An 18,905-nucleotide genomic window follows, 5' to 3' on the forward strand; every position below is an offset into this window, starting at 1 on the left:
GCGCCGGGGCCTGTCCTCCCCTGTGCTGACCTGGAGCCCCGAGCTCTCAAGGTCAACCCCCGCGGACCGTCTTCCCCGAGCGGCCCGCCTCCCGCAGAAGATCTCCCCTCGGCAGCGCGAGCCAATCCTTGAGCGCTGTCACTCGAAAGAGGGGTGTTGGGTGCCGCATCCACTCTTTCGAATGCAAGTTCGATAGCTTGGGTGTGGCAGAACACGGAACAAGGAAACAAGGCAGGGACGACCACCCGGAACCAGAAGCAGAAGGGGGTGCCAGGCCATATGGTGCGGCGCATCGACGTGACCGGAGCCGACGGCGTACGCCTCGCCGCCTGGGAGTTCGCCGACCCGCCCAAGGAGGGCGGCGAGCCCGAGCAGGTACCTGGCGTCTTATTGCTGCACGGACTGATGGGCCGCTCCTCGCACTGGGCGGCCACCGCCCGCTGGCTCTCCGAGCGTCAGCGGGCCGTCGCTCTCGACCAGCGGGGCCACGGACGCAGCGAGAAACCCTCGGACGGCCCCTACACCCGCGATGCGTACGTCGCCGACGCGGAGGCGGCGGTCGAGCAGCTCGGCCTGGCCCCGGTGACCCTGATCGGGCACTCGATGGGCGCCCTGACGGCCTGGCAGCTCGCCGCCAAGCGGCCGGACCTGGTCCGCGCCCTGGTCGTCTGCGACATGCGCGCCTCGGCCCTCGGAGCGGCCTCCCAGCGGGAGTGGGACGACTGGTTCAAGTCGTGGCCGGTGCCGTTCGCGACGCTCGCGGACGTGCGGAAGTGGTTCGGCGAGGACGACCCCTGGGTGGAGCGCCCGAGCCCGGCACGCGGCGAGTTCTTCGCCGAGGTGATGGCCGAGCGGGCGGACGGCTGGCGTCCCGCCTTCTCCCGGCGCCAGATGCTCCAGTCCCGCGAGACCTGGGTGTACGACGCGCACTGGGACGAGCTGTCCCAGGTCCGGTGCCCGACGCTGGTCGTCCGCGGACTGGACGGGGAGCTGGGGCGTGCGGAGGCGCAGGAGATGGTGCGGGTGCTGCCGCACGGGCAGTACGCGGAGGTGGTGGACGCGGGCCACCTGGTGCACTACGACCAGCCGGAGGGGTGGAGGGCGGCGATCGAACCGTTCCTGGAGGAGACGGTGGCTTCGACGAGGTGAGGGGGCTTGCGTGCGGGGGCGCCCCCGCTGCCCGAGGAGGCAGCGGTTCCAGGGGCGCGGGGCAGCATCGATTTGCGGCTCCGCCGCGTGGGCGCGATCATCCACGACGCACCCGCACGTATCGCCGCAGCCCCGCACGCATCGCCGCGCCCCGCCCCCCGGCGCCCTACCCCTTGCTCACCGCCGCCAGGATTTCCGGCAGCCGCGCCGCCGTCCTCGGTGCGGCGGCCTTCAGGCCGAGCCACGTCACCAGCAGCCCGTAGGCCGCTCCCACCGGCAGCAGCAGCCATGTCGCGTGCCCCGCGACATGCAGCCACACCGTCAGCCCGATCAGCGGCGCGCACGCCACCGTCGACACCACGAGCCCGGCCAGCAGCGACATCCAGGCGAGGGACCCCTGCCCGGGGACCACGTTCTTGTACGCACCGTCCTGCGGCACCGAGTACGGGTAGCGCGCCGAAGCCACCATCCCCGCCGCCAGCAGCGCGCCGAGCAGGGCGAAGGCCAGCCCGAGCACCTCGGGGAACACCGCCCAGTCGTCGACGATCGCCGCCGTCACGGCCGTCACCAGCACCGTGTACGGCACGGTGATCGCCAGCAGCGCCAGCAGCCGCGCCCGCAGTTCCTCGTACGCGTCGCGCGTCGTCGAGATGGTCGTGGCGACCATCCAGAAGGCGGAGGTGTCCGTGCCGAACTGGTTGAAGGTCTGCATGCCGAGCATGCCCGTGGCCATGCACGCCAGGTACACCGAGCCGGTGCCCTGCAGCGCGTTGAAGACCGGCACGATCAGCCCGATCGCGAGCGAGGTGATCCACGCGCCCTTCGTCTTCGGGTCGCGCCAGATGTACCGCAGCACCCGCTGCGCGGTCGCCGCCGTCCGGCCGTCCGGCAGCAGCCGCGAGAGCCAGCCCGCGGAGGACTCCTTGCGGGCCGGACCCGAAGCCGCCTGGATCGTCGACCCGTCGGGCGCCGTCATCAGCTTGACCAGACCGCGCTCCCAGGCCCACAGCAGGGCCGCCAACGCGACGGCCGCGATGAGCAGTTGTGCCGCTCCGCGCCCGTACGCCCCCTCGCTCACCGAGTGCACCGCGCCGACCGCCGAAGCCGGCGGAATCCACTGCACGACGTCCGCCACCGGGTCGAGCACCGACAGGCCGCCCGAGTTGGCGAGCCGCTGCCAGCCGAAGTTCACGAACTGGATGCCGACGGCCACGATCAGACCGCTCAGCACCGCCAGGTCACGCCCGCGTCGGCTGGTCAGCAGCCGTACGTTCGCCGTCGCGACGGTACGGGCCAGCGCCACGCACGTGAGCACGGTCAGCACGGCGGCCAATGCGGCCGCCACCGCCCCCGCGAACCCGTGCGCCACGGCGATCACCGAGCCCACCGCGAGACACACCGTGAACAGCGGCCCGATCCCCACCAGCGACGCCACGAGCAGCGCCCGGATCAGCGGCCTCGGCCTGAGCGGCAGCATCACCAGCCGCGACGGGTCCAGCGTCTCGTCGCCGCTGGGGAAGAACAGCGGCATGAACGTCCAGCCGAGCGCGACGACCAGTGCCATCAGCAGCGTCAGCGTCGGAGCGAACGACTGCCCGCGCATCGCGATCAGCGCCAGCAGCTGGAGCGCCGAGAAGAGCAGCACCAGCACCGCGGTGATGACGAACGCGGCCCGCCGCCCGGACGACTGCCGCAGACCGTTCTTCAGCAGCGCCAGCTTCAGCCGTACGAAGATCGGAGTCAGACCGCCGGAAACCGCACCGGTGGCAGGCGCCCCGCCGGAAACCACCCCGCCGGAAACCGCACCGCCCGAGACCACACCGTCGGTACTCATCGCGCCGCCCCGCCGCCCAGCCAGTCCAGGCTCTGCCCGGCGTCCCGCCCGTTCGCCCCGACCAGTTCCAGGAACGCGTTCTGCAGGGTCGGCGCGGAGCCCCGTACCTCTGCCAGGGTTCCCTGGGCGCGGATGCGTCCGGCGGCCATCACGGCGACCCAGTCGCACAGCGACTCCACCAGCTCCATGACGTGGCTGGAGAAGACGACCGTCGCGCCCGAGGCCGTGTACCGCTCCAGGACGCCGCGGATGGTCTGCGCCGACACCGGGTCGACGCCCTCGAACGGCTCGTCCAGGAAGAGGATTTCGGGGTTGTGGAGGAGCGCTGCGGCGAGGCCGATCTTCTTGCGCATGCCGGTCGAGTAGTCGACGACGAGCTTGTGCTGCGAGCCCGCCAGGTCGAGCACGTCCAGCAGCTGGGTCGCCCGCTTGTCGACCTCTTCGCCGGGCAGCCCCCGCAACCGGCCGGTGTACGCGAGCAGTTCGCGTCCCGAGAGCCTCTCGAAGAGCCGAAGTCCCTCCGGCAGCACGCCGATCCGGGACTTGACCTGCACCGGGTCGCGCCACACGTCGTGGCCGCCGATCTCCACCGTGCCCTGGTCGGGGCGGAGCAGCCCCGTCACCATGGAGAGGGTGGTGGTCTTGCCCGCACCGTTCGGCCCGACGAGGCCGATGAACTTTCCGGCCGGGAGTTCGAGATCGATCCCGGCGACGGCGATCTGCTCGCCGAACCGTTTCCACAAGCCCTGGACACGTACCGCGGCGGGCGGCGCCGTATGCGCTCCGCCCGCCTGTTCGAATGCCTCGTGGTCGAATGCCTGGTCAGGCATGTCGCACTGCCTTTCGTGGTCCCCGTGATACGGGGCCCACTTTATGACCCGCCTATGTTCGAACGCGCCCCCGCGCGGCAGCCGCTTCCCGCCCGCACGCGTAGGCGAGGGGACTGATCAGTTCCTCCGCGTCCGGCAGCCACCGGTTCGCGGGGGTGGGGCGGCGGGCCCACTGCACGGCGCCCATGCCGCCCATGCGGGTCGGCGGGGCCGCCACGTAGTCGCCCTCACCGCGTGCGACCAGGTCGAGCGCGCTCGGCACCCAGCCCAACTTCCGTACCAGATCGGGGATCTTCGCACCCGCGCCCGGCAGTACGAAGAAGAGGAGACGGCGGTCGGGGGTGCTGGTGACGGGGCCGAGGGGGAGCTCCATGCGCTCCATGCGGGCCAGTGCCAGGAAGCCCGCCGTCTCGCACACGTCGATGGCGTCGAAGGTGCGTCCGGTGGGCAGCAGGATCGAGGCCTTCGGGTTCTTCGTCCACATCCTGCGCGCCGCGACCGCGCTGCCGGTGGCCTGCGTCGCCCAGTCGTCCTTCGCCGGGTGCGCGCCGGGGGCGGCGCACTCCACGTCGCCGCACGAGCAGCGCTCCACCCCTTCGTGGGCCTCCAGCCAGGTCCCGGGGACCACGTCCCAGTGCCGTTCTTCCGCGTACCGCACGGCGCTGTCGAGCAGTTGATCACCGCGCTGCTGGGGGATCTGAGCGGCGGTCGCGACGTCCGTGACTCCAATGGTCTCTTCCACGGAGAGCTCAACTGCAAGCATCACCTCCGGTTACGGGCGCGGCCGTCCGGGAGATGGCGCATCGATCCTGCATACGGGGCGCATGGGTGCACGGGCGGGGGCGCGCATGTGGCTGCGGCACGGAGAGCGGGAAGCCACACAGGGGGAAGCGCGGAGGTACCGGAAATACCTCTGTCTTCCGGCATCTACTCGTATGGCGCGCAAGACTCGCATTCTTTGCATATCCGCCGGGCAGTGATCTCCGCGCGAATTCAAGTGAATTCACGAGGACTTCATCAGCGCCCGCACCAGGGGGTACACATGGCAGCCAGGCCTCTCGTCGCCCGCCAGCCCAACGAACGACTCCAGGCGCTCATCCAGGAAGCCGGCTGTTCCAACGCCGGTCTCGCCCGCCGGGTCAACATGTGCGGCGCCGAGCACGGACTCGATCTCCGTTACGACAAGACGTCCGTCGCGCGGTGGCTGCGCGGGCAGCAGCCGAGGGGCCGGGCCCCGGGAATCATCGCGGAGGCCATCGGCCGCAAACTGGGACGCACCGTCACGATCGACGAGATCGGGATGGCGAACGGCAAGAACCTGGCGTCCGGGATCGGGCTCCAGTTCTCGCCCACCGTCCTGGGCGCGATCGAGCAGGTCTGCGAGCTGTGGCGCAGCGACGTGGGGCGCAGGGACTTCCTGTCGGGTTCCTCGGTGGCCGCGTCCGCGCTGGTGGAGCCGAGCCGGGACTGGCTGATCACGGGCGCGGACCACCAGGTGGCGCGGACGGCCGGATCGCGGGTGGGGATCAGTGACGTGGAGGCGGTACGGGCGACCACCGAGGCCCTCACCGCGCTCGACCACCGCTTCGGCAGCGGGCACGTACGCCCGATCGTCGTGCACTACCTCAACAGCGTGGTGTCCGGGCTGCTTTCGGGCTCGTACCGGGAGGCGGTGGGGCGCGAACTCTTCGCGGCGGTCGCCAGGCTGACCGAGCTGGCCGGATACATGGCCGTCGACACCGGACAGCCGGGCCTTGCACAGCGGTACTACATCCAGGCGCTGCGGCTCGCACAGGCCGCGGGGGACCGCGGGTACGGGGGGTACGTGCTGGCCGCCTCCATGAGTCACCTGGCGGCGCAGCTCGGGAACCCGCGCGAGATCTCGCAGTTGGCGCGCGCGGCGCAGGAGGGTGCGCGGGGGCGGGTGACGCCGCGGGCGGAGGCCATGTTCTACGCGGCCGAGGCGCGCGGGCACGCGTTGATGGGCGACGAGCGGACCTGCGGGGCCGTGGCGGGGAAGGCGCAGTCGGCGATGGAGCGGGCGCACGAGGCGGGCGAATCGGGGGACGACCCGGCGTGGATCGCGCACTTCGACCAGGCGTACCTGGCCGACGAGTTGGCGCACTGTCACAGGGACCTGGGGCAGGCGGACGCGGCGGCGCGCAGGGCGCGGGAGAGTTTGTCAGGACATCCGGACAGCAGGGTGCGGCGGCGGGCCATCGGCCTCGTACTCCTCGCCACGGCGCAGGTGCAGCAGCGGGAGGTGGAACAGGCCTGCCACACGGGCACGCGCGCGGTGGAACTGCTGAGCACGCTGCGGTCGAACCGGGGGGCCGAGTACCTGGAGGACTTCCAGCAGCGGCTCGACCCCTACCGGGACGAGCCTTCGGTACGGGAGTTCGGGGCGCGGGTGGAGATCCAGGCGGCGTAGGGCGTCAATGCGACGGCATATACAGCGTCAACTTCCGTCTGTGCGTTACAGCGGTCGGTGGCGGGTGTACGGCGGGCCTGCGCGGATCGCGGGCGCGTGGCAGCGGGACGGTCTCACCCGATAGCGTGAGCCGGTGATTCCGTCCCTCGCTCTTGTGGCGAGGCCACCCAGATCCCGATGGCAGGAGCCCTCCGTTGACGCAGAGCGAACAGGGTGATGAGCCGCAGCATCCCGCTGTGCGCCCCGCACACGAGGGCGTAGTGCTGCCCCCGGCGCAGCCCGCGCAGCAGCAGTGGCCCGCAGCGCCGGTGCACGGTCGGGGGCCCGGACCGATGCCCGGCCAGGTGCCCGGCCAGGTGGCGCCGCCACAGGGCCAGAGCTGGGACCAGCCGTGGGGACCGGCACCGCAACAGCCGCCCGTACAGCAGCAGATGGATCCGGCGCAGCAGCAACAGCAGATGCAGCATCAGCAGGCGCCGCTTCAGCAGCATCCGGCCCCGCAGCAGCAGGCGCCCATGTCGCAGACCGGCAGCTTCCATCTCGCCCCGCCGCCGCAGCAGCAGCAGACGCCGCAACAGCAGGCGCCGCAGCAGATGCCGTCGCAGGCGCCGCAACAGCAGCAGATGCCGCAGTCCCCGCAGCCCGCCTGGGGTGCTCCCCAGGCCCCCGCCGGTGAGGCCGACGCCACCCAGCTCATACCGCCCGTCGTGCAGGGCCCCGGTGCGCTCCCGCCCGAGAATCCCGCCGCGCAGCACCTCGCCGCGAACCACCACCCGGCCGCACCGCACCCGGCCATGCAGCAGCCGGGTGTTCAGCAGCCGGCCGCGCACTCGCCCGCACCGCACCCGCCCGCCGCTCAGTACCCCGCCGCGCAGCAGCCCGGTGCTCCCGGGCCGGTCGAGGGCACGCAGTTCCTCGGGCAGCAGGCGCTTCAGCCGCCCGCGGGGTCGGACGCGGATGCCACCCAGTACCTCCCGCCGGTGCCCTCCGGCGCCGCGTACGCGCCCCGCCCCGAAGCCCCCCTGCAGCCGGGCGCGCCCGGTGAGCGGCAGCCGCCCGCCGAGTTCGACAGCCTCTTCCGTACGCCCGTGCCGCAGGCGGCCGAAGACCCCGCCGCGCCGGCCTCCACGCAGCAGATGCCGCGCTTCCTGCCGCCCCGGCAGCAGGAGGCCGAGCAGGAGGAGGCGCGCTACCAGCAGTTCCAGCAGCCCGGACGGTTCCCGCAGCAGCCGGGGCAGGGGCCGGAGGGCCCGGCCGGTTCCGGGCGGCGCAAGATCTCGCCGGTGCCGCTCATCGCGGCCGTCGTGGTCGGCTGTTCCGTGATCGGCCTGGGCATCGGCGCGCTGATGAATTTCGGCGGCGACGACAAGGGCAAGGCGACCCCGGACACGACGAACGCCGCCGCCGACGTCCCCGGCCAGAAGCCCGTCGACAAGGGGGCCGACCCGGCGAAGGCACAGGCCGAGGCGCTCGACAAGCTCCTCGCCGACAGCAACAACAGCCGCTCGGCCGTCATCAACGCCGTGGCGTCCATCGGTAGCTGCGACAAGCTCGACAAGGCCGCCACCGACCTGCGCGGCGCCGCCACCCAGCGGCGCGCCCTGGTGACCCGCCTGGCGGCCCTCAAGGTCGACAAGCTGCCCGACCACGCCACGCTCACCCAGAACCTCAACGCCGCATGGAACGCGTCGGCCGCCGCGGACGACCACTACGCGGCCTGGGCGGACAAGGTCGCGGGCGACAAGGGCAAGCTCTGCACCAAGGGCAGGGCGAAGGCGACCGCCGAGCGGCGCCTGGGCGACCGCGAGAGCGGAAAGGCGTCCCAGGCCAAGAAGCGGGCCGTGGGTCCCTGGAACTCGATCGCCGGCAAGTACGGACTCACCAAGCACCAGGCGACCGATCTGTAAGTAGTCGCGTGGTTGCAATGGGTGACAGGTGGGCGGATCGTAGGGGCTTGTCCGTACCGAAATCGGATGCCCGTACGATCGGCAACCGTGCAAGCTTCAGCGAACCCTTCCCGTCGCGGCCGTCGCTCCACCACCATGGGCGGCATGCCGCTGAATGACATGCCGTGGTGGCGCTGGCGCACTCAGGTGCGATCCGCGCTGCACATGCTCGCCGACCCCGCCTTCCACCAGGAGTGCTGGCTGGCCGGCCTCGACGGGTACGGGGACATCACCGATGCCGTGTACCGACTGGTCGAGGACACCTGGCTCGACAACTGGTCCGCCGAGAAGTACGTCGGCACCATATTCCGGGACTCGGGCGAGGCGGCCCTCGTGGACGTCGCCGTGCTCCGGGTCCTGCGGATCATGCACGAGGTCGGCGCGGACGCCGACGCGACCGCGTACATGGCCCATCACGGCTGGCCCGAGGCCGTACGCGCGGCCCGCGAGGCGCACGTACGCATGGCGGACAGCGACGGGGACGATCCGGACGTACCGCCCCGCTCTCTTGAGGTCATCCGCATCCTGACCAGGTCCGCATGACCCCGATGGGATGTGCCATCCTCTGAGGTCATGAGCGTCCCCCAGCCTGCCGCGCACCCCGAATCCTCGACCGACAGCTACGTCCTGACCCTGTCCTGCCCGGACAAGCAGGGCATCGTGCACGCCGTGTCCAGCTATCTCTTCATGACCGGTTGCAACATCGAGGACAGCAGGCAGTTCGGGGACCACGACACGGGCCTGTTCTTCATGCGGGTCGCCTTCTCCGCGGAGGCGCCGGTGTCCGTGGACAAGCTGCGGGCCAGCTTCGCGGCCATCGGGGACTCGTTCCGGATGGACTGGCAGATCCACCGGGCCGAGGACCGGATGAGGATCGTGCTGATGGTCAGCAGGTTCGGGCACTGCCTGAACGACCTGCTGTTCCGCTCGCGGATCGGCGCCCTGCCGGTGGAGATCGCCGCCGTCGTCTCCAACCACCCGGACTTCCGCGAGCTGGTCGGCTCGTACGACATCCCCTTCCACCACATTCCGGTGACGAAGGACACCAAGGCCGCCGCCGAGCAGCAGGTGCTCGACCTGGTCGAGGCTGAGAACGTCGAGCTGGTCGTCCTCGCCCGCTACATGCAGGTGCTCTCGGACCACCTGTGCAAGCAGCTCAGCGGCCGGATCATCAACATCCACCACTCCTTCCTGCCGAGCTTCAAGGGCGCCAAGCCCTACCACCAGGCGCACGCGCGCGGTGTGAAGCTGATCGGCGCGACCGCCCACTACGTGACGGCCGACCTCGACGAGGGCCCGATCATCGAGCAGGAGGTCGAGCGGGTCGGCCACGAGGTCACCCCCGAGCAGTTGGTCGCCGTCGGCCGTGACGTGGAGTGCCAGGCGCTGGCGCGCGCGGTGAAGTGGCACAGCGAGCACCGGGTGCTGCTGAACGGGCACCGCACGGTCGTCTTCGCCTAGCGCCTCAAAGAGGCTGCCCGCGCCGGGGCGGCGTCACAGCCGTGACAGTGACGCCGCCGCGAACAGCACGTCCCGTACCGCCCCCTTGTCGCCGAGCCTGCCCGCCGCCGCCTCTTGAGGCGATACGTGCCCGGCGGCCAACTGGCAGAACTCCACGCCGTCCATCGCGATGTGCGCCACCTTGCGGTCGGGCGACGCGACGGCGGCGGGTGAGTCCAGGGCGATCCACCAGTCGCCGCCGCCGGGCCCCTCCACCTCAAGATGCAGCGTGCGTCCGGGCGAGCCCGCCGCGACGAGTCCCTGCGCGGGCGGGGCGAGCCCGGCGCGGCGGCGGGCGGCGAGAGTGCCGGGGAGCAGGCGGGCGGCCAGATCGACCAGCTGGTGCAGATGGGCGCCCGACGGCGGTTCGTACGGATAGTCCACCGCCTGCGCGATGTCGTCGGCGTGCACCCAGCACTCGAAGGCCCGCTCCAGGAGCGCGTCTTTGAGGGGGAGGTCGAACGTCCCGTAGGGGACGTCGAGCTCGCCGGCCCCGCCGCCCGCGAAGGACACCGTACGGATGAGGGTGTGGCTCTGCTCGCGCCACGGGGTGCGGACGGCCCGGGTGGGCGGCTGGTGGGAGCCCAGCCAGTACGCCTCGGTGCGGGTGGTGGGGTCGCCGGTGCCGTCGAGCGCGACCGGGTCGTCCAGGCCGAGGGCGGCGGCGACGAGGCCGTCGACGGTCATCAGGTGCCCGATGACCGCAGCGACGGTCGCCTTGCGGCGCACCGGCTTGTCGTTCTCGAACCAGCGCAGCTGTACGGGCGCGTGCCACTCGCCGGGCCCGATGTCGGCCAGCAGGGCGTCCAGCCTGGCCGTCTCCGTGTCGTACGGCCGGGCCCAGGCGGGTACGGGGATGCGGGCCGGGCGGCGGCCCAGGCAGGTGTCCAGGACCCGGGAGCGGAGCATCGGGTCGAGGTCGAGTCCGCGCTCCGACTGGAGCAGCCCCACGGCGTCGCGCAGCCGCAGCGCCTCGTCGGCGCAGGGCGCGCACTCGGTGAGGTGGTCCTCGACGGCGGTGGTCTCCTCGGCGGAGCAGGCCGCCAGGGCCCAGGCGCCGAGCAGGGACTTGAGGGTGCGGTGGGAGGCGTCCTCGCCGATCTCGGCGGAGACGGAACCCGGCGGGCCACCGGGACCCACCGCGCTGTCGGTGCCCCTCGCGTCGCCGGGTTCGCCGTTCACAGCGTGCCCCCGTACCCCTGGGTGTCCGTGCTCCGGGCGGTGTTGGCCGTCGACAGCAGTTGCAGGCCGAGCCGCAGCCTGCGGCGGGCCTCGTCCTCGGTGACGCCGAGCCTGCTGGCGGTCTGGCGGTAGTCGTGCCGCTCGAAGTAGGCGAGCTCCAGGGCCTCGCGGAGCGGGGCCGGCATCGACGTGACGATGTAGTCGGCGCGGGCCACCGCCGCGGCCCGGTCCACCTTCAGCTCCAGCTCCTCCGCCGTGCCCTCGCCCGCCGCGAGGGCCGCCGCCTCCGCCTGGCGCAGCCGGTGCACGGCACGACGGTTGGTGAGCCGGGCGATCCAGGCCCGCATGGAGCCGTCCTTCGGGTCGTACGTGTGCGGGTTCTCCCAGACGTGCCCGAAGACGTCGCGGGTGATCTGGTCGGCCGCGTCCTCGTCGTCGAGCACCCGGTGCGCCAGGCTGTGCACCAGGGACGCGAAACGGTCGTACAGCTCGCCGAGCGCCGCCGCCTCGCCCCGCGCGAGCCGCTGCTGCATCCTGCGGTCCCAGCGCGGTGGTGCGTCCTTCGGCATCTTCGTTCCCCCAGCCCGGATCCCAGCCGAAACCCCGCCCGTTTCCGCTGCTCTTTCGAATGTAGTGCGAGGAGCGGACAGCGCACGCCCCTTCCGGACAAGTGCGCCCCCGGCACGGTCCGGGATGGTAGTGATCCGGTCATTACGTACCTCCTGCGTGCGCCTTGCACAGGCAGGCGGTGTTTCATGGGGTGGCGGCCAGGGAAGCCGCGTGGAGGAAGGGCTACTTCCGGTTAGTTGAAAGGTCCGACGCGTGACGCTGAAGGTGACAGAGGCAGAGCACGGCACCTGGGCCGTGCTGCACATCTCCGGCGAACTGGACCTGGTGACCTCACCGGCCGTGCGCCAGCACGTGCACAACGCCGTCGCGGACGGCCGCCACCGGGTCGTGCTCGACCTCTCCGACGTGCTCTTCTGCGACTCCAGCGGAGTCGGGGTGCTCATCGCCGCCCGTCGGCTGATGCGTTCCTGTCAGGGCAGCCTGCGGCTCATCCTCCCCGCCCGGGGCGCGGTCGACGGCTCGCACGTGAACCGGGTGCTGGCCGCCCTGGGCGTCCGCCGCCTCTTCGAGGTGTTCCCGGACGTGGACACGGCGGTGGACGACACGGCACAGTCGCTGTCGGCCTGATGTCCAACTGCCCCTCCGGGGGATGATTCCGCTGCATAAACAGCATCGTCCGCACCTCCAGGACGTACGCTCCCGTGCATGGACAGCGCAGAGTACGAGCGCAAGACAGCGGCCCGTTTCGCCTCCTTCGACCAGGACGGCAACGGTTACATCGACCGCGAGGACTTCAGTGCCGCGGCGGCGGCCATTCTTGCCGAATTCGACACCACCGCACGTTGTGACAAGGGGCAGGCTCTGTACAGCGGCGCCGAGGCGTTCTGGCAGGGCATGGCGGGCATCGCGGACGTGGACGGCGACCAGCGGGTCAGCCGGGACGAGTTCGTGACGGGCGCGGTCAAGCGCCTGCGGGACAATCCGAAGCGGTTCGCCGAGATCGCCCGCCCCTTCCTGCACGCGGCCATCGAGATCGCGGCCGCGTCGGACGGGGAGGGGGACGGGGTCACCCTGCGGGCGGCCACCAGACTGCTCCGCGTCCTGGGCGCCGAGCAGCAGGTCGCCGAGCAGGTGGCGACGGCCCTGGACGCGGACGGCGACGGCATCATCACCGAGTCCGAGACGCTGTCGGCGTTCGCCATGTACTACACGCTCGACGGGCCGGACCCGCAGTAGCCCGTACCGGCACTCGCACCCACCCCGGGGGAGCGGTTGCGCTCACGCGCCGAACCGCTCCCTCAGCCGGTACTTGAGCACCTTGCGCAGCGCCTCGTTGCGCGGCAGTGCGTCCACCACCTCGACCTGTTCCGGCAGCTTGTGGGTGGCGAGGCCTTCCCCGCGCAGGTACGGAACCACCTCTTGCGGAGTCAACGAGTCCGCGCCCGCGCGCAGTTCGAGCACCGCGCACACCCGCTCGCCGCGCACCTCGTCGGGCAGCCCGATCACCGCCGCGTCGGCGACCGCAGGGTGGCGGTGCAGCAGGTCCTCGATCTCCTTGGCCGAAATGTTCTCGCCCTTGCGGATGATCACGTCCTTGAGTCGCCCGGTCAGCACCAGGTGACCGGATCCGGTGAGGTGCCCCAGGTCGCCGGTGACCAGGTATCCGTCCTGGTCGAAGGCGGCTGCGGCCCCCGGAGCCGCCCCCAGGTACCCCTGGCAGACCGCCTCCCCGCGCAGCCGTATCTCGCCGTCCACCCCGGCCGGCACCGGCTTGCCCTCCGGGTCGGTGATCCGTACCGACATGCCTTCGGGCGGGCGCCCCTCGGTCGTCGCGAGGTTCTCGGAGGTGTCGTCCGGCGCCCCCATCGTGATCATGGGCACCTCGGTCATCCCGTACCCGTGCGTGAGCTGGCAGCCCAGCTCGCGGACGACCGCGTGGTAGATCTCCGGCGGCTTCGGCGCGCCCCCGCCCGCGAGCAGCCGCAGCGTCGGCAGTACCGGCACGTCCGGGTCCTTGCGCTGCTCGGCGAGGAACATCGTGTAGAACGCCGTCGAGCCGCCCGCCACGGTCACTCCGTACCGTCGATATTCGGCCAAAGCCGCGGGCAGCGCGAAGTGCTCGAAGAGGACGGCGGGGAAGCCGTACAGCAGCAGCATCACCAGGTAGTCGGGCCCGCCGATGTGCGCGTACGGGAAGGCCACCGACCCGACGTCGTCGGCGCGAAGCTCCAGCGCGTGCGCCAGGCACGAGCCGCCCGCGATCAGTGAGCGGTCGGTGTGCAGCACCCCGCGCGGGTCGGAGGTCGTGCCCGACGTCCAGTAGATCCACCGCACGGACGTGCCGTCGGACGGCGGCGGTGGCAGCAGCGCCGGGTCGCCGTCCGGCAGGTCCTCGTACGCGTTCAGTACGAGCACGGGGCGCGGCAGCTCCAGCGCGAGGCGGTGGGCCATCGCGGTGTGGTCGAAGCCGCGCCACTCGCCGGGCACCGCGAAGTGGTCCGCCCTCGACTCCCGCAGCGCGAAGCCGACCTCGCGGTCCCGGTAGAAGGGGATCACCGGTGTCTGCACGGCGCCGAGCCGGGCCAGTGCCAGCGAGAGGAGCACCGTCTCGATCCGGGTCGGCAGCTGCCAGGCCACCACGCTCCCGGCCCGTACGCCCAGCTCGTACAGCCCGGCCGCCACCCGCTCGGACCGGGTCCGCAGCGCGCCGAAGGTGAGGGTGCGGCCCTCCTGGAGCAGGACCGGAAGGTCCGGGGTGAGGTCGGCGCGGCGGGCGACCAGCTCCCAGAGGGTGCGGGATTCGCCCAGTGAACGAGCGAGCTGCTTGGCGTGGGTCACTTGGATTCCCCCGTAACTGACGGACAGTCAGAACTAGCCGTGAGCGTAGAGCGCTACGCCTTGTCGGTCCAGAGGTGCGCAGTTAGCCTAAATTCTGACGGGTCATCAGATTCACTGGGTCCATCCGATGTGGATGGGACGGATAGGGGAACGACAGATGGGCCAGATCGAACTGCCCCGCATCATCAGCGTCGACGACCATGTGATCGAGCCCCCGCACCTCTTCTCCACCTGGCTCCCCGCGAAGTACCGCGACCGCGGACCGCAGCCGCTCACCGCCGGGATCGGCGAGCTGGAGTACAAGGCGGGGAAGTACGTCATCAGCATGGATCCGGAAGGGCCGCCCACCGACTGGTGGATCTACGAGGACCTGAAGTTCCCGTACAAGCGGAACATCGCCGCCGTCGGCTTCGACCGCGACGACATGACCCTCGAAGGCATCACGCGCGCCGAGATGCGCAAGGGCTGCTGGGACCCGGCCGAGCGACTCAAGGACATGGACCTCAACCACGTCGAGGGCTCGCTCTGCTTCCCCACCTTCCCGCGCTTCTGCGGGCAGACCTTCGCGGAGGCGCACGACAAGGAGGTCGCGCTCGCCTGCGTGCGTGCGTACAACGACTGGATGGTCGAGGAGTGGTGCGGCGACAGCGGTGGCCGGCTGATTCCGCTCTGCATCATCCCGCTCTGGGACATCGACCTCGCAGTGGCCGAAATCCGCCGCAATGCGGCGCGGGGGGTGAAAGCGGTGACCTTCTCCGAGATCCCCACCCACCTCGGACTCCCCTCCATCCACTCCGGTTACTGGGACCCCTTCTTCGCGGTCTGCCAGGAGACGCGGACGGTCGTGAACATGCACATCGGCAGCAGCTCCCAGATGCCCGCCGCGTCCCCGGACGCCCCGCCCGCCGTCCAGGCCGCGCTCTCCTTCAACAACGCGATGGCGTCGATGATGGACTTCCTCTTCTCCGGCGTCCTGGTGAAGTTCCCGCAGCTCACGCTCGCCTACAGCGAGGGCCAGATGGGCTGGATCCCGTACGCCCTGGAGCGCGCGGACGACGTGTGGGAGGAGCACCGCGCCTGGGGCGGTGTGAAGGACCTCATTCCCGAGCCGCCCTCCACCTACTACTACCGGCAGATCTACTGCTGCTTCTTCCGCGACAAGCACGGCGTCGCCTCGCTCGACGTCGTCGGCCGTGACAACGCCACCTTCGAGACCGACTACCCGCACGTCGACTCGACCTTCCCGCACACCAAGGAGGTCGCCCTCGACCACGTCAAGGGCCTCGACGACGAGACGGTCTACAAGCTGATGCGCGGCAACGCGATCCGGATGCTCGGCCTGGACCTGGACAAGGAGCGGCGGGCCGGCTGATGGATCTCACGTACACACCCCAGGAGGAGGAGTTCCGGGCGGAGTTGAGGCAATGGCTGGCCCGGGTGCTGCCCGGGCTGCCGGCGAGGCCCGACCCCTGCGACTGGCCCGGCAGACGCACGTACGACACCACCTGGCAGCGGATGCTGTACGACGCCGGGTACGCGGACCTCCCGCACGAGGCCACCCCCACCCAGCACCTCATCTTCCTGGAGGAGACCGAGCGCGCCGGAGCCCCGTACGTCGGCGCGAACTTCGTGGGGCTGCTGCACGCGGGTCCGACGATCGCCGCCGAGGGTTCGCCCGAGCAGCGGGAGCGCTGGCTGCCGCCGATCCTGCGCGGCGACGAGGTCTGGTGCCAGGGCTTCAGCGAGCCCGACGCGGGCTCGGACCTGGCGTCCCTCCGTACGAAAGCGGTGCGCGACAAGGACGTGTACGTCGTCAGCGGCTCCAAGATCTGGACCTCGCACGCCGAGGTCGCCGACTGGTGCGAACTCCTCGTCCGCACCACGCCCGTCACGCCCGAAACCCCCAAGCACAAGGGGATCACCTGGCTCGCCATGCCGATGGACGCGCCGGGCGTGACCGTACGGCCGCTGCGCACGCTCGCCGGGTCGACGGAGTTCGCCGAGATGTTCCTCGACGAGGTCCGGATCCCGGTCTCCCACCGGGTCGGCGCGGAGAACGACGGCTGGCGCGTCACCATGGTCACGCTCTCCTTCGAACGCGGCACCGCCTTCGTCGGCGAGGTCGTCGCCTGCCGCCGCACGCTCGCCGCGGTCGCCCGCGAGGCGCGCACCAACGGGCGGTGGGACGACCCGGCCGTCCGGCGCCAACTGGGCCGCCTGCACGCCGAGTTCACGGTCCTGTGGCGGCTCACCCAGTGGAACGTCTCCGAGGCCCGGCGCACCGGCGGCGTTCCGGGCACCGGCGGCTCCGTCTTCAAGCTGCGCTACTCGCACGCCCGCCAGGAGCTGTACGACACGGCCGCCGAGGTGCTGGGGCAGGGCAGCCTCGACCTGGACCACGAATGGACCCTCGACCGGCTCTCCTCCCTCTCCTACACGATCGCCGCCGGCACCTCCCAGATCCAGCAGAACATCGTCGCCGAGCGCATCCTCGGCCTCCCGAAGGGCCGGTGAGTGCTGCCCGTGGACTTCCAACTGACCGACGACCAGCGGGCGTTGCGGAAAGGTGTACGGGAGCTGCTCGCGCGCCGCTTCGACCGCGAAGCCCTGCGGGCCGCCGTCGAGCGGGGCGGCGGGCTCGACCGGTCCCTGTGGCGCGACCTCGGCGAGGCGGGCTTCTTCGCGCTGCGCCTGCCCGAGCCGGAGGGCGGCGTCGGCCTCGGCCTGCCGGAAGCCGTCCTGCTCTTCGAGGAAGCGGGCCGGGTCCTGCTGCCGGGACCGCTCGTGGACACGCACCTGGCGGCCGGGGAGGTGAAGGGCGCGGCCGAGGGCGAGACGGTCGTCACCGCCCAATGCGGCGGGCTGATAGCCCACTTGGCGGATGCCGATGTCGTACGGGACCTGTCGCCCGCGGCGCTGGACGCGGCCGAACCGGTCCGCCCGGTGGACCCGCTCACCCCGCTGCACCGGATGCCGGGTCCGGCCCCGCGCGCGCACTCCTCGCCGGCCTCCCCGCAGATCTCCCCGCCGGCCTCTCCGTCGGTCTCCCCCGAGGCAGTCCTCCTCACGGCCGCCGAGCAGGCGGGCAGTGCGGCCCGAACGGTCGACCTGGCTGTCCAATACGCGTGCGAGCGCGAGCAGTTCGGGCAGCCGGTCGGGGGATTCCAGGCGGTCAAGCACCTGTGCGCGCAGATGCTGGTGCGCGCCGAGATGGCACGTACCGCCGTGTACGCGGCAGCGGTCACCGGGGTGCGGGCCGAGATCGCCGGGGCGAAGCTGCTCGCCGACGAGGCCGCCGTGCGCAACGCGCGCGACTGTCTCCAGGTCTGTGGAGGCATGGGCTTCACCTGGGAGTCCGACGTACATCTGCACCTGAAACGAGCATGGGTACGGGCCGGCCGGGGGCCGACGAGGGCGCAGACGGAGGACGAACTGGCCGCCGACCTGCTGGCCACCGCCCGCTGAGCAGCGGTGATCGACGCTGGTCGGCCAGAAAGGAAACGAAGCCGACCGGGATTCGGCGGGATGAGCGATTCTTCAGGCAGAAGACGTCACCCTGTGTCGATATCGGGTTGTGTCCTTTGCAGGACTCGTCACGGGCCGGAGTCGGGCCTTTGCTCCGGTACTCTCCGACAGATGCGAGTGGTGGTGGAGTGCGGTGATCCTGGTGCGGTCTGTATGGCGGCTCCGGACCGGATGACGCGTCCGTCGGTAACCCCCGCTCGCGTCGGGCGGAGGCGCCACAAGCGCCCACGTTCGACTCTCCGCAACGTGCGTCGCACAGTATGCAGGACGCGTACTCCTTCGCGCTGGAATATGCCTGAAGCGCTTGTTGCGGTGACGATGCGTCAACCATGCTGTCCCACAAGGGAATCACGTTCCGTGACCCTGTGGAGACGCGAGGCGTTGTGTCCGCCGGTTCGGATGGTGTGAGCGGTGCAGGTGCTTCAGGTGCAGTTGGAGGTCGGGGCCGATCCCGCAGAGGTGGGACGGGCCCGCAGATGGGCGCGGTCCCGGCTGGTCGGGTGCGGCATAGAGGCGGACGAGCCGGTTGCCGAGACGCTGGTCCTGCTCATTTCGGAGCTGGTGACCAACGCCGTCGTGCACACGGGCTGTCCCGCCGTGCTGCGGATGCTCTTCCCCGGGGACGGGGAAGGGGCAGATCCGGGGACCGGTTCGGGTTCCGCTTCCGGCTCCGGTCCGGGGAAGGCCGCGGGCGGTGGCCGCTGTGGTGGCGGCACGGTCCGGGTCGAGGTCGCGGACGTCAGTGCGTGCCCGCCCAGGCCCCGGCACGCGGAGGGCGACGACACCAACGGGCGCGGCCTGGAGCTGGTGGACGGGCTCGCCGACCGGTGGGGCTGGCAGGCCGAGGGTGCGGGCAAGCGGATCTGGTGCGAGGTGGACCGCGCGGCCACGGCCCCCCGGGGGGCGCTCGCGGACCGTCCCCCATCCGGGCTGTACGAGCCGTCGTGCGCCGTCACAAATCTCGCATAACGGCCATCGCGACCGGGCGGTGTTGACGGCCGCCGGAGGCCTTCCCACCCTTGGAACGAGCGATTCGTTGCGAGGGGACGTCGAGGGGTGCAGGCCCACCTCGGCGAGTGCGGGTCGGGGCGGAGTGGCGG

Annotated in this window: 17 protein-coding genes; 11 read left to right on the forward strand and 6 right to left on the reverse strand. The window is 71.3% G+C overall.

Annotated elements, in window-relative coordinates:
• Positions 1–279 precede the first annotated feature (279 nt).
• A complete protein-coding gene (locus tag ACWGIG_RS23550) occupies positions 280–1,149 on the forward strand; it encodes an alpha/beta fold hydrolase (RefSeq protein ID WP_453323638.1) in 870 nt (289 codons plus the stop codon).
• Between the two features lie 166 nt (positions 1,150–1,315).
• On the opposite strand, the gene ACWGIG_RS23555 is transcribed toward ACWGIG_RS23550, so the two are convergent.
• From ACWGIG_RS23555 to ACWGIG_RS23565, 3 genes are read right to left on the reverse strand one after another with little or no spacing between them, the layout of a single operon-like run.
• A complete protein-coding gene (locus tag ACWGIG_RS23555; protein WP_453323623.1) occupies positions 1,316–2,983 on the reverse strand; it encodes a transporter in 1,668 nt (555 codons plus the stop codon).
• Positions 2,980–3,813: an ABC transporter ATP-binding protein gene (locus tag ACWGIG_RS23560; protein WP_453323624.1), complete on the reverse strand. Its 834-nt coding sequence runs from the start codon at positions 3,811–3,813 to the stop codon at positions 2,980–2,982. Before ACWGIG_RS23560 ends, ACWGIG_RS23555 begins: the two co-directional genes overlap by 4 nt.
• 52 nt (positions 3,814–3,865) lie before the next feature.
• The gene (locus ACWGIG_RS23565; protein ID WP_453323625.1) at positions 3,866–4,576 is read right to left on the reverse strand and encodes a bifunctional DNA primase/polymerase; all 711 of its coding nucleotides are present in this window, start codon (positions 4,574–4,576) and stop codon (positions 3,866–3,868) included.
• A 279-nt stretch (positions 4,577–4,855) separates the two neighbouring features.
• Here ACWGIG_RS23565 and ACWGIG_RS23570 point away from each other — a divergent pair, with 279 nt between their 5' ends.
• The 4 genes from ACWGIG_RS23570 to purU all read left to right on the forward strand — a co-directional run bounded on the left by ACWGIG_RS23570 (position 4,856) and on the right by purU (position 9,651).
• Complete coding sequence (locus ACWGIG_RS23570; RefSeq protein WP_453323626.1) at positions 4,856–6,244, forward strand: transcriptional regulator; 1,389 nt, start codon at positions 4,856–4,858, stop codon at positions 6,242–6,244.
• A 236-nt stretch (positions 6,245–6,480) separates the two neighbouring features.
• Entirely contained in the window at positions 6,481–8,151 is a 1,671-nt protein-coding gene (locus ACWGIG_RS23575) for a hypothetical protein (RefSeq protein WP_453323627.1), read from the forward strand.
• Between the two features lie 135 nt (positions 8,152–8,286).
• Positions 8,287–8,733 (forward strand): SCO4402 family protein, encoded by a 447-nt coding sequence (locus ACWGIG_RS23580; RefSeq protein ID WP_453323639.1) that lies wholly within the window; start codon positions 8,287–8,289, stop codon positions 8,731–8,733.
• Between the two features lie 30 nt (positions 8,734–8,763).
• Complete coding sequence (gene purU, locus ACWGIG_RS23585) at positions 8,764–9,651, forward strand: formyltetrahydrofolate deformylase (protein ID WP_453323628.1); 888 nt, start codon at positions 8,764–8,766, stop codon at positions 9,649–9,651.
• Positions 9,652–9,684: 33 nt separating this feature from the next.
• On the opposite strand, the gene ACWGIG_RS23590 is transcribed toward purU, so the two are convergent.
• Together ACWGIG_RS23590 and ACWGIG_RS23595 are read right to left on the reverse strand one after the other, a co-directional pair.
• A complete protein-coding gene (locus ACWGIG_RS23590; RefSeq protein WP_453323629.1) occupies positions 9,685–10,872 on the reverse strand; it encodes a zf-HC2 domain-containing protein in 1,188 nt (395 codons plus the stop codon).
• Positions 10,869–11,441, reverse strand: a complete 573-nt coding sequence (locus tag ACWGIG_RS23595; protein WP_453323630.1) for a sigma-70 family RNA polymerase sigma factor — start codon at positions 11,439–11,441, stop codon at positions 10,869–10,871. The genes ACWGIG_RS23590 and ACWGIG_RS23595 overlap by 4 nt, the downstream gene beginning before the upstream one ends.
• A gap of 253 nt (positions 11,442–11,694) precedes the next feature.
• On the opposite strand from ACWGIG_RS23595, the gene ACWGIG_RS23600 reads away from it, so the two are divergent.
• Together ACWGIG_RS23600 and ACWGIG_RS23605 are read left to right on the forward strand one after the other, a co-directional pair.
• Entirely contained in the window at positions 11,695–12,069 is a 375-nt protein-coding gene (locus ACWGIG_RS23600; protein ID WP_453323631.1) for an STAS domain-containing protein, read from the forward strand.
• A 78-nt stretch (positions 12,070–12,147) separates the two neighbouring features.
• Entirely contained in the window at positions 12,148–12,678 is a 531-nt protein-coding gene (locus ACWGIG_RS23605) for an EF-hand domain-containing protein (RefSeq protein ID WP_453323632.1), read from the forward strand.
• Positions 12,679–12,720: 42 nt separating this feature from the next.
• Here ACWGIG_RS23605 and ACWGIG_RS23610 read toward each other — a convergent pair whose 3' ends face one another.
• On the reverse strand, positions 12,721–14,280 hold the full coding sequence (locus tag ACWGIG_RS23610) for a class I adenylate-forming enzyme family protein (protein WP_453323633.1): 1,560 nt from the start codon (positions 14,278–14,280) through the stop codon (positions 12,721–12,723).
• Between the two features lie 157 nt (positions 14,281–14,437).
• Between ACWGIG_RS23610 and ACWGIG_RS23615 the strand changes: the two genes are divergently transcribed.
• The 4 genes from ACWGIG_RS23615 to ACWGIG_RS23630 all read left to right on the forward strand — a co-directional run bounded on the left by ACWGIG_RS23615 (position 14,438) and on the right by ACWGIG_RS23630 (position 18,774).
• Entirely contained in the window at positions 14,438–15,652 is a 1,215-nt protein-coding gene (locus tag ACWGIG_RS23615) for an amidohydrolase family protein (protein ID WP_453323634.1), read from the forward strand.
• Positions 15,652–16,794, forward strand: a complete 1,143-nt coding sequence (locus ACWGIG_RS23620; protein ID WP_453323635.1) for an acyl-CoA dehydrogenase family protein — start codon at positions 15,652–15,654, stop codon at positions 16,792–16,794. The genes ACWGIG_RS23615 and ACWGIG_RS23620 overlap by 1 nt, the downstream gene beginning before the upstream one ends.
• Before the next feature lie 9 nt (positions 16,795–16,803).
• On the forward strand, positions 16,804–17,745 hold the full coding sequence (locus ACWGIG_RS23625) for an acyl-CoA dehydrogenase family protein (RefSeq protein WP_453323636.1): 942 nt from the start codon (positions 16,804–16,806) through the stop codon (positions 17,743–17,745).
• A 471-nt stretch (positions 17,746–18,216) separates the two neighbouring features.
• Positions 18,217–18,774 carry an ATP-binding protein gene (locus ACWGIG_RS23630; protein WP_453323637.1) on the forward strand — a complete coding sequence of 186 codons (558 nt, stop codon included), beginning with the start codon at positions 18,217–18,219 and terminating at the stop codon, positions 18,772–18,774.
• Positions 18,775–18,905 lie beyond the last annotated feature (131 nt).

This window comes from Streptomyces sp. NPDC054863, assembly GCF_053610825.1.

Coding starts and splice junctions, on each gene's coding strand:
- ACWGIG_RS23550 (WP_453323638.1), top strand. CDS start 280: ATGGTGCGGCGCATCGACGTGACCGGAGCCGACGGCGTACGCCTCGCC.
- ACWGIG_RS23555 (WP_453323623.1), bottom strand. CDS start 2,983: ATGAGTACCGACGGTGTGGTCTCGGGCGGTGCGGTTTCCGGCGGGGTG.
- ACWGIG_RS23560 (WP_453323624.1), bottom strand. CDS start 3,813: ATGCCTGACCAGGCATTCGACCACGAGGCATTCGAACAGGCGGGCGGA.
- ACWGIG_RS23565 (WP_453323625.1), bottom strand. CDS start 4,576: ATGCTTGCAGTTGAGCTCTCCGTGGAAGAGACCATTGGAGTCACGGAC.
- ACWGIG_RS23570 (WP_453323626.1), top strand. CDS start 4,856: ATGGCAGCCAGGCCTCTCGTCGCCCGCCAGCCCAACGAACGACTCCAG.
- ACWGIG_RS23580 (WP_453323639.1), top strand. CDS start 8,287: ATGGGCGGCATGCCGCTGAATGACATGCCGTGGTGGCGCTGGCGCACT.
- purU (WP_453323628.1), top strand. CDS start 8,764: ATGAGCGTCCCCCAGCCTGCCGCGCACCCCGAATCCTCGACCGACAGC.
- ACWGIG_RS23595 (WP_453323630.1), bottom strand. CDS start 11,441: ATGCCGAAGGACGCACCACCGCGCTGGGACCGCAGGATGCAGCAGCGG.
- ACWGIG_RS23605 (WP_453323632.1), top strand. CDS start 12,148: ATGGACAGCGCAGAGTACGAGCGCAAGACAGCGGCCCGTTTCGCCTCC.
- ACWGIG_RS23615 (WP_453323634.1), top strand. CDS start 14,438: ATGGGCCAGATCGAACTGCCCCGCATCATCAGCGTCGACGACCATGTG.
- ACWGIG_RS23620 (WP_453323635.1), top strand. CDS start 15,652: ATGGATCTCACGTACACACCCCAGGAGGAGGAGTTCCGGGCGGAGTTG.